Annotated in this window: 14 protein-coding genes; 9 read left to right on the forward strand and 5 right to left on the reverse strand. The window is 61.6% G+C overall.

The window, feature by feature from the left end:
• The first annotated feature begins 97 nt into the window (after positions 1-97).
• On the forward strand, positions 98-439 hold the full coding sequence (locus tag AC3ISR_RS07240) for a hypothetical protein (protein ID WP_025855310.1): 342 nt from the start codon (positions 98-100) through the stop codon (positions 437-439).
• Here AC3ISR_RS07240 and AC3ISR_RS07245 read toward each other — a convergent pair.
• The 3 genes from AC3ISR_RS07245 to AC3ISR_RS07255 all read right to left on the reverse strand — a co-directional run bounded on the left by AC3ISR_RS07245 (position 436) and on the right by AC3ISR_RS07255 (position 3,042).
• The gene (locus AC3ISR_RS07245; protein ID WP_463984393.1) at positions 436-1,617 is read right to left on the reverse strand and encodes an aminotransferase class V-fold PLP-dependent enzyme; all 1,182 of its coding nucleotides are present in this window, start codon (positions 1,615-1,617) and stop codon (positions 436-438) included. The genes AC3ISR_RS07240 and AC3ISR_RS07245 overlap by 4 nt on opposite strands.
• Positions 1,614-2,084 (reverse strand): RidA family protein, encoded by a 471-nt coding sequence (locus AC3ISR_RS07250; RefSeq protein ID WP_192299290.1) that lies wholly within the window; start codon positions 2,082-2,084, stop codon positions 1,614-1,616. The genes AC3ISR_RS07245 and AC3ISR_RS07250 overlap by 4 nt, the downstream gene beginning before the upstream one ends.
• 91 nt (positions 2,085-2,175) lie before the next feature.
• Positions 2,176-3,042: a LysR substrate-binding domain-containing protein gene (locus AC3ISR_RS07255; protein ID WP_489324670.1), complete on the reverse strand. Its 867-nt coding sequence runs from the start codon at positions 3,040-3,042 to the stop codon at positions 2,176-2,178.
• Positions 3,043-3,173: 131 nt separating this feature from the next.
• Between AC3ISR_RS07255 and AC3ISR_RS07260 the strand changes: the two genes are divergently transcribed.
• Positions 3,174-3,335, forward strand: coding sequence for a hypothetical protein (locus AC3ISR_RS07260; RefSeq protein ID WP_017844811.1), 162 nt, complete (start codon positions 3,174-3,176; stop codon positions 3,333-3,335).
• A gap of 143 nt (positions 3,336-3,478) precedes the next feature.
• On the forward strand, positions 3,479-3,595 hold the full coding sequence (ccoM, locus tag AC3ISR_RS07265; protein WP_003172387.1) for a cytochrome c oxidase subunit CcoM: 117 nt from the start codon (positions 3,479-3,481) through the stop codon (positions 3,593-3,595).
• Positions 3,596-3,758: 163 nt separating this feature from the next.
• Here the strand turns inward: ccoM and AC3ISR_RS07270 are convergent, their stop codons facing one another.
• Both AC3ISR_RS07270 and AC3ISR_RS07275 read right to left on the reverse strand, forming a co-directional pair.
• On the reverse strand, positions 3,759-5,234 hold the full coding sequence (locus tag AC3ISR_RS07270) for an inorganic phosphate transporter (protein WP_192299288.1): 1,476 nt from the start codon (positions 5,232-5,234) through the stop codon (positions 3,759-3,761).
• Between the two features lie 323 nt (positions 5,235-5,557).
• Positions 5,558-5,758: a hypothetical protein gene (locus AC3ISR_RS07275; protein ID WP_003172389.1), complete on the reverse strand. Its 201-nt coding sequence runs from the start codon at positions 5,756-5,758 to the stop codon at positions 5,558-5,560.
• 526 nt (positions 5,759-6,284) lie between these two features.
• Here AC3ISR_RS07275 and pcaR point away from each other — a divergent pair.
• The 6 genes from pcaR to pcaH all read left to right on the forward strand — a co-directional run bounded on the left by pcaR (position 6,285) and on the right by pcaH (position 12,473).
• Positions 6,285-7,127: a pca regulon transcriptional regulator PcaR gene (gene pcaR / locus AC3ISR_RS07280; protein WP_192299287.1), complete on the forward strand. Its 843-nt coding sequence runs from the start codon at positions 6,285-6,287 to the stop codon at positions 7,125-7,127.
• A gap of 147 nt (positions 7,128-7,274) precedes the next feature.
• On the forward strand, positions 7,275-8,615 hold the full coding sequence (gene pcaK, locus AC3ISR_RS07285; protein ID WP_226457709.1) for a 4-hydroxybenzoate transporter PcaK: 1,341 nt from the start codon (positions 7,275-7,277) through the stop codon (positions 8,613-8,615).
• A gap of 300 nt (positions 8,616-8,915) precedes the next feature.
• Complete coding sequence (locus tag AC3ISR_RS07290) at positions 8,916-9,773, forward strand: CoA transferase subunit A (RefSeq protein ID WP_226455225.1); 858 nt, start codon at positions 8,916-8,918, stop codon at positions 9,771-9,773.
• Positions 9,773-10,552, forward strand: coding sequence for a CoA-transferase subunit beta (locus AC3ISR_RS07295; protein ID WP_463984395.1), 780 nt, complete (start codon positions 9,773-9,775; stop codon positions 10,550-10,552). The genes AC3ISR_RS07290 and AC3ISR_RS07295 overlap by 1 nt, the downstream gene beginning before the upstream one ends.
• Positions 10,549-11,751: a 3-oxoadipyl-CoA thiolase gene (pcaF, locus tag AC3ISR_RS07300; RefSeq protein WP_463984421.1), complete on the forward strand. Its 1,203-nt coding sequence runs from the start codon at positions 10,549-10,551 to the stop codon at positions 11,749-11,751. The genes AC3ISR_RS07295 and pcaF overlap by 4 nt, the downstream gene beginning before the upstream one ends.
• 17 nt (positions 11,752-11,768) lie before the next feature.
• Positions 11,769-12,473 carry a protocatechuate 3,4-dioxygenase subunit beta gene (gene pcaH, locus AC3ISR_RS07305; protein ID WP_192299283.1) on the forward strand — a complete coding sequence of 235 codons (705 nt, stop codon included), beginning with the start codon at positions 11,769-11,771 and terminating at the stop codon, positions 12,471-12,473.

The following is a 12,473-nucleotide window of genomic DNA, read 5'->3' on the forward strand; positions in this document are numbered from 1 at the left end:
GGCACTTGGGAGTGTCGACTGGGTCACAGCTTGGCGAGTGTAGGCTCAAGTCGCCCGCAGGCGCGCCGACAGCCTGTTGATCAGGAGAACAAACCTTATGCTGCCACCCATGCTGCCCGTCAGCGTTGTGCCGGTCACGTCACAACTCGATCCGGTACGCCAGAAACCGGATATTCCGCCCGTGGTGCCAGTTCAGGCGGGCTCCAACGAAAGCACCATCGACCTGAAGAAGGGCGATGCCGAGCAGTCGACCTTTCTGCTGCGCGAAGAACAACGCCGCCAGCAAGAGCAGCAAAAACGCCGCCGCGAAGCCGATGAAGATCCGGAGCAGCACCTGGCCATTCCGGGCGACCTGCTCAACGCCGACAACACCGTGCCGGTGGTGCCGCTGATCGAAGACGCGCCGCGCCAGGGCTTGTGGGTGGACGTCGAGGTTTAGCCGCGCAATTGCTCCAGGGCCACCAGCAACCGTTCGACGTCGTGTGTGTTATTGAGCGGGCTGACGGAAACCCGCGCAATGCTGGCCAGGCCGCGCGCCTGCATGTCCAGCGGGGTGTACGCCACATCATTGGCGCCGATGTTGATGCGCTTGAGGCCCAATTGCCGCTTGAGTTCGAAGGCGTCCCAGCCGGCGAGGTTGAAGGCGATCAGCCCGGATTGGCAGGTGCCCAGGTCGTGCAGGGTAATTCCTGGAATCTGACGCAGCCCCTCGCGGACTCGCTCGCTGACCTGTGAGACGGTTTCCCATACCCGCGCAATCCCCAACTGATTGATTTCCTGCAACGCATTGCCCAATCCGGCCAATAAGGCGTAGGACGCTTCGCTGGTTTCAAAGCGGCGGGCGTCGTTGCGCAAGTCGAACCCTTCGGTTGTCCACGGTGCAGAAAATACATCGCGCTGGGCCGGGTTCAGTTGCTTGAGAAAGTCTGGTCGCACATACAACAGTGCCGTGCCGCGTGGCCCGCGCAGGTGTTTGCGCCCGGCCGACTTGAGCACGTCGCAGTGCAGCGCCTGCACATCCACCGGCACTTGGCCGACGGCTTGGCCGGCATCGATGAAGTAAGGGATACCGTGCCGTCTGGCCACTTCGCCGATGGCCTGGGCAGGGTTGATCAGGCCGCCGTTGGCGGGCAGCCAGGTGAGGTCGATCAGCCTGACCTTGGCATCGATCATTGCTTCCAGCGCCAGCGGACAGACCGCGCCGGTTGCGTCGCAGGGGATGACTTCTATGCGGGCACCGGCTTGCACTGCCAGTTGCATGCTCGCCAGGTTGCCGCCCCATTCATGGCGCCCCACCAGGATACGGTCGCCCGGCTGCCATGGGGCCAGCGCCTGGAACGCCATGCTCCAGGCGGTCGAGCCGCTGCCGGCGAAGGCGATGGATGCGGTGGGCGCATTGAGCAATTGCCCGGCGGCGTGACGGGCGTTATCCAGCAGTTGCGCGCCGTACTCGCCAGCCTCCATCGGCCCGTCGCGGGCCTCGCGGTGCAGTTGTTCGATGATGGCATCGAGGGTGGCCTGGCTCGGTAGCGATGCCCCTGCGTGATTGAAGTGCGCGATGCCGGACTGGCAGCCGGGGGTGGCGTCGCGCAGCGCCTGGATGTTGAGCGGGCTCACGGGCGTAGCTCGAAAATGGCGTCAATCTCCACCGCCACACCGGCGGGCAGGCTGGAGACACCCACGGCGGTGCGCACATGGCGGCCTTTTTCACCGAGGGCATTGACCAACAGGTTCGACGCACCGTTGGCGACCAGGCTCTGGCGCTGGAAGTCGCCGCTGCTGGCGATGTAAACGCCCAGGCGCAGCGTGCGAACTAGCTGTGACAGGTCATCCTCCAGTGCATCGCCCAATTGCGCGAGCAGGCTCAACGCTGCCAGTTCTGCGGCGTGGGCGCCTTCTTCATCGCTGAGGGATTCCCCCAGGCGGCCGACATAGGCAGGTTGGCCATCGATCAGGGGAATTTGCCCGGAGATAAACAGCTGGTTGCCGCTGATGACATGGCTGATGTAGTTGGCCGCCGGCAGGCTGGGCGTTGGCAGCGTGAGGCCGAGGGTGTGTACGCGTTGGCGCAGGGAGTCGCTCATGATCCATCCTCAAGGGTTAGGGAGGACTGATCATGTTGCTCGGTCGGATTGGCGACAAACGGATAGATCTCACACGACGTATCGAAATAACTCACGCGTCGCTGCAGGCTTCCTTCAACCACTGGCTAAAACACTCGGCCGCTGCACTGAGGCGGCCTTGGGGGGCGATCAGCCAGTAGCCGATGTCACTGTGGTAGGGCGGCCAGTCGAAGGCTTGCACCAGGCTGCCGTCTTGGAGCCGACGCTCGATAAGGCGATGGCGGCCCATGGCGATGCCTTGGCCGGCCACGGCGGCTTCGACCACGATGTTGTAGTCGTGCAGCATCACGCGGGGGTGACGGCTGAGGTCGACCTGGTAATGCGCGGACCAATCCGTCCATTCGAAGGGTTTGTGCGATGTAGCCATCAGCAACGGGCCGTCATGACGGGCCTTGAATGCCGGGCTGCATACGGGGGAGATCACTTCCGCCATCAGTCGGGTGGCCTGCACGTCGGGCCAATCGCCCTTGCCGTAGCGGATCGCCAGGTCGACTTCGGCACCGGCGACGTTCGCCAGTTGGATGGCTGGCAGCAGCTCGACCTGGATATGCGGGTAACGGTTGAGAAACCCGGCCAGGCGCGGCGCCAGCCACAGGGTAGCGAAGGAGGCGAGCAGGCCGATGCGCAACACCGTGGCGCTGGGTGTCGCCCGCTGGGTGCGGGTGGCGGTGGCAATTGCGTCGAGGGCAGGGCGGATTTCATCGTAGTAGCGTTGGCCGTCGGCAGTCAGATCGATCGCACGGGTGCGTCGGATAAACAGCGGTTTGCCCAGATGCTGTTCAAGTTTCTGTACTTGATGGCTCAACGCACTCTGGGTCACCGACAGCTCTTGCGCCGCCTTGATAAAGCTCAAGTGCCGCGCCACGGCTTCGAAGGCGCGCAGGGCCAGCAACGGCGGAAGGTCCTTGTGCAGTGCCACTCGCGTGCGCTCCAGTACCAATGGGAAGTGCCGATTTTGGGCGATGACCTGCCTTTTGTCGCCCGCTGATTTGCCGTCGGGCGGGGCAGGCCGCATTATTGAGGCATTTCCGCCACGACGTAAGCCAAGCCATGAGTGATGACGACAAGCTGATTGACCTGAATGCCGAACGTGCCAAGCGTGTGCATGACCTCAATGACAAACGCCTGAATGAAGTGCGCCAGGCATTCGAACAAGCGATGCCGTTGGGCAAAGTTAAGAAAAAACCAAAGAACAAACCGAAAAAGCGTTGAAACAACCTGCATCTGTTGATGCAGGTCAGTTATTGCCCTTCTTTACGCCCCGTCGTGGGCGACATTGATCCCCGTCAATTTTCCAATCCACCTTCTCGATTAACTTAGCCCTATCGCAACAGGGCAAGTGCAGGAGGCCGGTCATGTTTATCGACAATGTGGTATTTGCCGGAGTGCTGACCGTCAGCCTCATGGTGTTGTTTTTTGTAGGGTTTGGAATTTTTATCTGGAAAGACGCGAACAAGCGTAAAAAACCATAGGGCTTTCCAGGTTACATGAGCACGCAAGGCATTTTGGGCGACTTCGGTCGCCCTTTTTTTTGCCTGCAATTTAATCAACAAGACATTTTTATTGAGCTTGGCGACAGGCATAAAAAAAGGTGCGACCCTCGCGGATCGCACCTTTTTTATTGCAAGCAGACTATCAGTTGCCCAGCGCCTTGGACGCCAGCCAGAACAGCCCGGCCGACAGGCCCACGGTTGCCGGCAGGGTCAATACCCACGCCATCAGGATGGTCTTGACCGTACCGCCTTGCAGGCCGCTCTTGTTGGCGACCATGGTGCCGGCGACGCCCGACGACAGCACGTGGGTGGTCGACACCGGCAGGCTGAAGATGTTGGCCAGGCCAATCATGCTCGCCGTGGTGATCTGTGCCGACATGCCCTGGGCATAGGTCATGCCCTGCTTGCCGATTTTCTCACCGATGGTCAGTACCACACGCTTCCAGCCCACCATGGTGCCCAGGCCCAGGGCCAGTGCAACCGCGAGGATCACCCAGAACGGTGCGTACTCGGTGGTGGCGGTCAGGTCTTTGCGCAGCTTGTCCAGGTCGGCCTTCTCACGGGCTTCCAGGCCCGGCAGTTTGCCGACTTTCTTCGCGGTATCGTCCAGGCAGAGCAGGTAGCGACGTACTTCGATACGGTGATCGGCGGTCAACGAGTGGTAGTCGGACACACCTTTCAATGTCTCCATCAGCGCACTGATAGTGGGTTCGGTCTGCTGCGGGTTGCACTGGAACTTGCCCGGCAGGTCATCCTTCACACTTTTGCCCAGGGCCAGGAACTCGCCAAGGGTGGCACTGTTGCGCTGGTAGAACTGGCTCAAATGCACCGTGGCGTCGCGGGTGCGTTCGATCTGGTAGGTGGTGCTGCCCAGGTCAAGTACGAACTGCGCCGGCACGATACCGATGAGTACCAGCATGATCAGGCCGATACCTTTCTGGCCATCGTTGGAACCGTGCACGAAGCTCACGGCCATGGCGGAGATCACCAGGACCAGGCGGTTCCAGAATGGCGGGTGCTTTTTGTCGTCGAGCTTGCGGCGCTGGTCCGGCGTCTTGTGCATCTTCGACAGCGGGCGCCACCACTTCAGGCCGATCAGCACCAGGGCTGCGACCAGGAAGCCGGCCATCGGCGAGAACACCAGGGAGGCGCCGATATCGATCGCTTTCTGCCAGTTCACACCATCGGCCAACGGGATGTCGTTGATCAGAGCGTTGGCCAGGCCGACACCGAGGATCGAGCCGATCAGGGTGTGGGAGCTGGACGCCGGGATACCGAAGTACCAGGTGCCCAGGTTCCAGGTGATCGCCGCCGCCAACAAGGAGAAGACCATGGCCAAGCCGTGGCCGGTGTTCACATTGATCAGCAACTCCACCGGCAGCAAGTGCACGATGGCGTAGGCGACACCGACACCACCGAGCAACACGCCGAGGAAGTTGAACACCCCGGAGAAGAACACGGCCAGGTGTGGCGGCATGGCTTTGGTATAGATGACTGTGGCCACCGCGTTTGCGGTGTCATGAAAGCCATTGATGAACTCGAAGGCGAGGACAAAGGCCAGGGCGAGCAACAGGCTCACTAGAACCCAAGCATCCAGTCCGCTGAATAAATCGATCATGAAGGTTTTCTGACCCGGTCGTAAGGGGGCGCGATTATGCCAGAAAACCTCAGTAATCGATGCATTAGCTGCTCATCGGTAACAATCTTCATTGAAAAAGCCTGGGGGGAAGGCGCCTATCCCAGGGTTTTCGGGGCTTTGACAAGTCTTTGATTTATAAAGCACAAGGCTTGCAGGGCAGGGAATTGCCATGAAAATGGCATGCCTGAAACATTTGTATGAAATTTCGTCTGCGACTGTAGGTCGCTTGCTAGAGCAATGGCTGCCCTCAGCTGGCAATACGCCAGCCGAGGTGGCAAATCCTGGCGCTCGGGCCGAAGCGCTTATGGCTCTTCGGCTTTGAGTTCCTGTTCAATCTTTTGGATTTCCTGGGCAAAGGCCTGGTCAAGCAGGCTGGCGCGTTTACGCCAAGGTTTGCGTTCAGGTTCTGGCTGGGCGGCGTAGGTGGTGACTTCCCCGCCGTAAACGTCCTTGTAACGTTGTTCCTGGCGCTCAAGTTCCGCGCGCAGTTCATCTTTTGTCACTTTATTGAATACCTTATTGAAGTGAGTTGAGTTTAATTGCCGTACAGGGGTGTATTGGACAGTCGTGCTCAGGCAATTCCAAGTTGAACCCTTCAAGTTAGAAAGTCGTGCCTGGAGTCCATTCAATAAACCGGTACTTGTGACCGACGTCACACACTGAGTGTGCCGCCTGGCGAGCTCTGATCCCGATTATCAAACCGGGCTGACCTCTGCACAGCTTGCAGTATAGCGGCGCATTTGAATAACACTATCACCATAAAGTTAAAAATCGACAACTTTGTGTGAGCGTTCTGTTACTTGAGCGCGTGCGTAATTGCTGAAAATCTGGCGTCAAGAAATATCTCCTCTTCATGCTGTTGCGAGGCGCCACCCAGCTTTATGATCCGGGCGGGGTAAATTGCGATAATCGGATATGTGTTCGATAATCGCCCAGCGTTGCGGGGCGGACATTGTGTCTGGCGACCCGCACGGCTTGTAATAGAGGCCAAACCTTCTGTGGTTGAAAACAAGAAAAAGGATCCCTGAGATGAACGATCAACTGCGCAACTCTTTCGCATCAGTGGCGCCACCGATCGTGGCTTCACCGGCCAAGCGGATTCAGGCGTTTACCGGCGATCCGGATTTCATGACCTCCCTGGCCCGTGGCCTGGCCGTGGTGCAGGCGTTCCAGGAGCGCAAGCGGCACCTGACCATTGCGCAAATCAGCCACCGCACCGAAATCCCCCGCGCCGCCGTGCGCCGTTGCCTCTACACACTGATCAAGCTCGGCTACGCCACCACCGATGGGCGCACCTATTCGCTGCTGCCCAAAGTGCTGACCCTCGGCCATGCGTACTTATCGTCCACGCCGCTGGCAGTGTCGGCGCAGCCTTATCTGGACCGCATGAGCGAGCAACTCCACGAAGCCTGCAACATGGCCACCCTCGAGGGTGATGACATCCTCTACATCGCCCGCTCCGCCACGACCCAGCGCCTGATCTCGGTCGACCTGTCGGTAGGCGGCCGCCTGCCGGCATATTGCACCTCGATGGGCCGCATCCTCCTTGCCGCACTGGACGACGCCTCTTTACAGGACTACCTCGACCACGCCGACCTGCAAACCAAGACCAGCCGCACCCTGACCACGCCGACGGCCTTGCTCGACTGCCTGCAACAAGTACGTCAGCAGGGCTGGTGCATCGTCGATCAGGAACTGGAGCAGGGCCTGCGTTCCATCGCCGTGCCGGTGTATGACGCGTCTGGCCAGGTGTTGGCCGCGCTCAACGTCAGCACCCACGCCGGACGCGTCAGCCGCAACGAGCTGGAGCAGCGTTTCCTGCCGAGTATGCTCAGCGCCAGTCGCGAACTGAGCGCGCAGCTGTTTACCTAAGGTGTTCGGTGACCGCACAGATCCCGGCTCGGTCAATTGACGATGTTTCCCCTGGCTTATTAATGTGCGGCAGCGCTCTAGGGCGCGCCCCAATAATAATGACGACCAAAGGTTGTCAGCCCGCCCATCGGTGTGGAAATAACAATAATGAATCAGCCTTCTGTCGGTACTACCCTGGACGTCCAGTCCTTCATCAACGCCCAGCCGCTGTCACGCTACCAGTGGCGTGTGGTGATCCTGTGTTTCCTGATTGTCTTCCTCGATGGCCTCGACACGGCGGCCATGGGCTTTATCGCGCCGGCCTTGTCCCAGGACTGGGGCATCGACCGCGCCAGCCTCGGCCCGGTGATGAGCGCCGCGTTGATCGGCATGGTCTTCGGCGCCCTCGGTTCGGGTCCGCTGGCCGACCGCTTCGGGCGCAAAGTGGTGTTGGTCGGCGCGGTGCTGGTGTTTGGTGCGTTCAGCCTGGCGTCGGCCTACAGCAGTAACGTCGACCAGTTGCTGGTGCTGCGCTTCCTCACCGGGCTCGGCCTGGGGGCGGGCATGCCGAATGCCACCACGCTGCTCTCCGAATACACCCCCGAGCGCCACAAGTCGCTGCTGGTGACCAGCATGTTCTGCGGTTTCAACCTGGGCATGGCCGGTGGCGGGTTTATCTCGGCCAAGCTGATCCCGGCGTTCGGCTGGCATGCCCTGTTGATGATCGGCGGCATTCTGCCCTTGATCCTGGTGGTGGTGCTGATGCTCTGGCTGCCGGAGTCGGCGCGTTACCTGGTGGTGCGCAATCGCGGCACCGACAAGGTGCGCAAGACCCTGGCGCCCATCGAACCGAATATCGTCGCCCAAGCCACTGCGTTCAGCGTGCCCGAGCAAAAAACCGTCAAGGCGCGCAACGTCTTCGCGGTGATCTTCTCCGGCACCTACAGCGCCGGCACCTTGCTGTTGTGGCTGACCTACTTCATGGGCCTGGTGATCGTGTACCTGCTGACCAGTTGGTTGCCGACCCTGATGCGCGACAGCGGCGCCAGCATGGAACAGGCCGCGTTTATCGGAGCACTGTTCCAGTTTGGTGGCGTGCTCAGTGCGGTCGGTGTGGGGTGGGCGATGGACCGGTTCAATCCGCACAAGGTCATCGGCACTTTCTACCTGTTGGCCGGGGTGTTTGCCTACGCGGTCGGCCAGAGCCTGGGCAACATCACGCTGCTGGCAACCTTGGTGTTGATCGCCGGGATGTGCGTCAACGGTGCGCAATCGGCGATGCCATCGCTGGCCGCACGTTTCTACCCGACCCAGGGCCGTGCCACGGGCGTGTCGTGGATGCTCGGCATCGGTCGCTTCGGCGCGATCCTCGGCGCTTGGATGGGCGCGACGCTGCTGGGGCTGGGCTGGAATTTCGAGCAAGTGCTGACGGCACTGGTGATTCCGGCTGCGCTGGCCACGGCTGCGGTGGTGATCAAGGGCATGGTCAGTCATGCGGATGCGACCTAGCGCTTGGCGCTGATTCTATGCCGACCGGGCTTATGTGGGAGCGGGCTCGCTCGCGAATGCGGTGGGTCAGTGAATACATGAGTTGACTGATACACCGCATTCGCGAGCAAGCCCGCTCCCACAGGGGGCCGTGCCCACTTTAGGCCTGCATGTAGGAAAGATTAGCTAGACAACAATCGGTTCGATAATCGAACACTGAGTCGATTATCGGATTGTTTGGCGCATTCCCCCGACTTAACCTTCAAAGCACTTCGGCGCCACCTCCGCGCCTTTTTTGATCCACACCGGGAGCCCAACCCCATGGCTGAAATGCTCACCCTGACCGACGCGGTAAAGCGCTTCGTGAACGACGGCGATACCGTTGCGCTCGAAGGTTTTACCCACCTGATCCCTACGGCAGCGGGTCATGAAATCATTCGTCAGGGCAAGAAAGACCTGACGCTGGTGCGTATGACCCCTGACTTGGTCTACGACCAATTGATCGGTGCCGGTTGCGCCCGCAAGCTGATTTTCTCCTGGGGCGGCAACCCGGGCGTGGGTTCCCTGCACCGCCTGCGCGACGCGGTCGAGAAGCAATGGCCGCAACCGCTGGAGATCGAAGAACACAGCCACGCCGACCTGGCCAATGCCTACGTCGCCGGTGCTTCCGGCCTGCCGTTCGCGGTGCTGCGTGCCTACGCCGGTTCCGACCTGCCCAAGGTCAACCCGCTGATCAAGAGCGTGACGTGCCCGTTCACCGGCGAAGTGCTGGCGGCGGTGCCGTCGGTGCGCCCGGACGTGACCGTGATCCACGCGCAAAAGGCCGACCGCAAGGGTAACGTGCTGCTCTGGGGCATTCTCGGTGTGCAGAAGGAGGCGGCCCTGGCGGCCCAACGCTGCATCGTCACCGTGGAAGAAATCGTCGATGACCTGAATGCACCGATGAACAGCTGCGTATTGCCGACCTGGGCCCTGACGGCCGTGTGCCATGTACCCGGTGGCGCGCATCCGTCCTACGCCCACGGCTACAACGAGCGCGACAACCGTTTCTACCAGGCGTGGGACCCCATCGCCCGTGACCGTGAGACCTTTACCGCCTGGATCGATGAATACATCCACGGCACTGCCGACTTCAGTGAATTCCAGGCCAAGCTGACCACACAGCAGGAGGCCCAGTAATGGCTTACTCGACCAATGAAATGATGACCGTCGCTGCCGCGCGCCGTCTCCAGAACGGCTCCGTGTGTTTCGTCGGCATCGGCTTGCCGTCCAAGGCTGCCAACCTGGCGCGCCTGACCTCCTCGCCGGACGTGGTGCTGATCTACGAGTCCGGCCCGATTGGCGCCAAGCCCAGCGTGTTGCCGCTGTCTATCGGTGATGGCGAGCTGGCGGAAACCGCCGACACTGTCGTGCCCACGGGTGAGATCTTTCGCTACTGGCTGCAAGGCGGGCGCATCGACGTCGGCTTTCTCGGCGCAGCGCAGGTTGACCGCTTCGGCAACATCAACACCACCGTGGTCGGTGACTACCACCAGCCCAAAGTGCGCCTGCCGGGTGCCGGTGGCGCACCGGAAATTGCCGGCTCGGCCAAGAGCGTGCTGATCATCCTCAAACAGTCGGCGCGTTCGTTTGTCGACAAGCTGGACTTCATCACCTCGGTCGGCCACGGCGAGGGCGGCGATTCGCGCAAGCGTCTGGGCCTGCCGGGCGCCGGTCCTGTCGGGATTATTACCGATCTGTGCATCATGGAACCGGAAGTGGGCACCCATGAGTTTGTGGTCACCGCGCTGCACCCCGGCGTGACCCGCGAGCAAGTAGTGGCCGCCACTGGTTGGGCGATTCGGTTTGCCGACCAGGTCAGCACCACCGCCGCACCGACCGACCTGGAACTGAGCGCCCTGCGTGACCTCGAAGCGCGCACGGCGGCCGCCCACGGCCAAGCGCCAGGAGAAGCCTGATGCGTGACGTATTTATCTGCGACGCGATCCGCACGCCCATCGGCCGGTTCGGCGGTGGCCTGGCCACGGTACGCGCCGATGACCTGGCGGCGTTGCCGATCAAGGCGCTGATCGAGCGCAACCCGTCGGTGGATTGGAATGCCGTCGACGAAGTATTCCTCGGCTGCGCCAACCAGGCCGGTGAAGACAACCGCAACGTCGCGCGCATGGCGCTGTTGCTCGCGGGCCTGCCGGAGAGTATTCCCGGCGTGACCCTCAACCGATTGTGCGCCTCGGGCATGGACGCCATCGGCACCGCGTTCCGTGCGATCGCCAGTGGCGAAATGGAGCTGGCGATTGCCGGCGGCGTCGAGTCGATGTCCCGGGCGCCGTTCGTGATGGGCAAGGCCGACGCGGCGTTTTCACGCACGATGAAACTGGAAGACACCACCATCGGCTGGCGTTTTATCAACCCGCTGATGAAGGCCCAGTACGGCGTGGATGCGATGCCGCAGACCGCCGACAACGTTGCCGATGACTACCAGGTTTCCCGCGCCGACCAGGACGCCTTCGCCCTGCGCAGCCAGCAACGCACCGCCGCCGCACAAGCCGCCGGGTTCTTCGCCGAAGAAATCGTGCCGGTACGGGTCGCCCATAAAAAAGGCGAGACGCTGGTAGAACACGATGAGCATCCACGGGACACCACCCTGGAAGCCCTGGCCAAGCTCAAACCCGTGAACGGCCCGGACAAAACCGTCACCGCCGGCAATGCTTCCGGTGTGAATGACGGGGCCGCCGCCTTGATCCTGGCCAGCGCCGAGGCCGTGCAAAAACACGGCCTGACTGCCCGCGCCCGCGTCCTGGGCATGGCCAGCGCCGGTGTCGCGCCGCGTGTAATGGGGATCGGCCCGGTGCCAGCGGTACGCAAGTTGGTGGCGCGCCTCGGTCTGGCGGTCACCGACTTTGATGTCATCGAACTCAACGAAGCTTTCGCCAGCCAAGGCTTGGCGGTACTGCGTGAACTGGGCATTGCCGACGATGCGCCGCAGGTCAACCCGAATGGCGGCGCCATCGCCCTCGGCCATCCCCTGGGCATGAGCGGCGCGCGCCTGGTACTGACGGCTTTGCATCAATTGGAAAAAACCGGCGGCCGCAAAGGCCTGGCGACCATGTGCGTGGGCGTCGGCCAAGGCTTGGCCCTGGCGATTGAACGCATCTAATAAAAGAGGACTGCACCATGAGTGACAAGCCTGGATACCGGCGCCCGCAAGCGGGCACTCAACCTGATTACCTGCACCCGGCCTACCAGTCGACGAACGTCCGTTCGCCGTCCCAGCCGTTGGTGTTTCTGCCCCATTCCTTGTCGGAAATCACCGGCCCGACCATCGGCGCCGAGCGGATCAACGCGAAGGACAACGACCTGACCGCCCAGCATGACGGCGAGCCCCAGGGCGAACGCATCATCATTCACGGCCGCGTGCTCGACGAGAATGGCCTGCCTGTGCCGGGCATTCTGGTGGAGATCTGGCAGGCCAACGCCGCCGGGCGCTACAACCATAAGCGCGACCTGCATGACGCGCCGCTGGACCCGAATTTCACCGGCACCGGCCGTACCGTCACCGATGCCGATGGCTGGTATCAGTTCCAGACCATCAAGCCCGGCGCCTACCCGTGGGGCAACCACCACAACGCGTGGCGCCCGGCGCATATCCACTTTTCGCTGTTCGGTCCCAGCGTGCTGACGCGCCTGGTCACGCAGATGTACTTCCCCGGCGACCCGCTGCTGGAATACGACCCGATCTACAACTGCGTGCCGGACACCCGCGCCAAGGAACGATTGATCGCCCGTTTCGACCTGGAAAAAACCATTCCTTCCTATGCCCTCGGCTACCGCTGGGACATCGTCCTGCGCGGCCGCGACGCCACGCCGATGGAGAAATGA

Source organism: Pseudomonas sp. GL_117 (assembly GCF_057835125.1).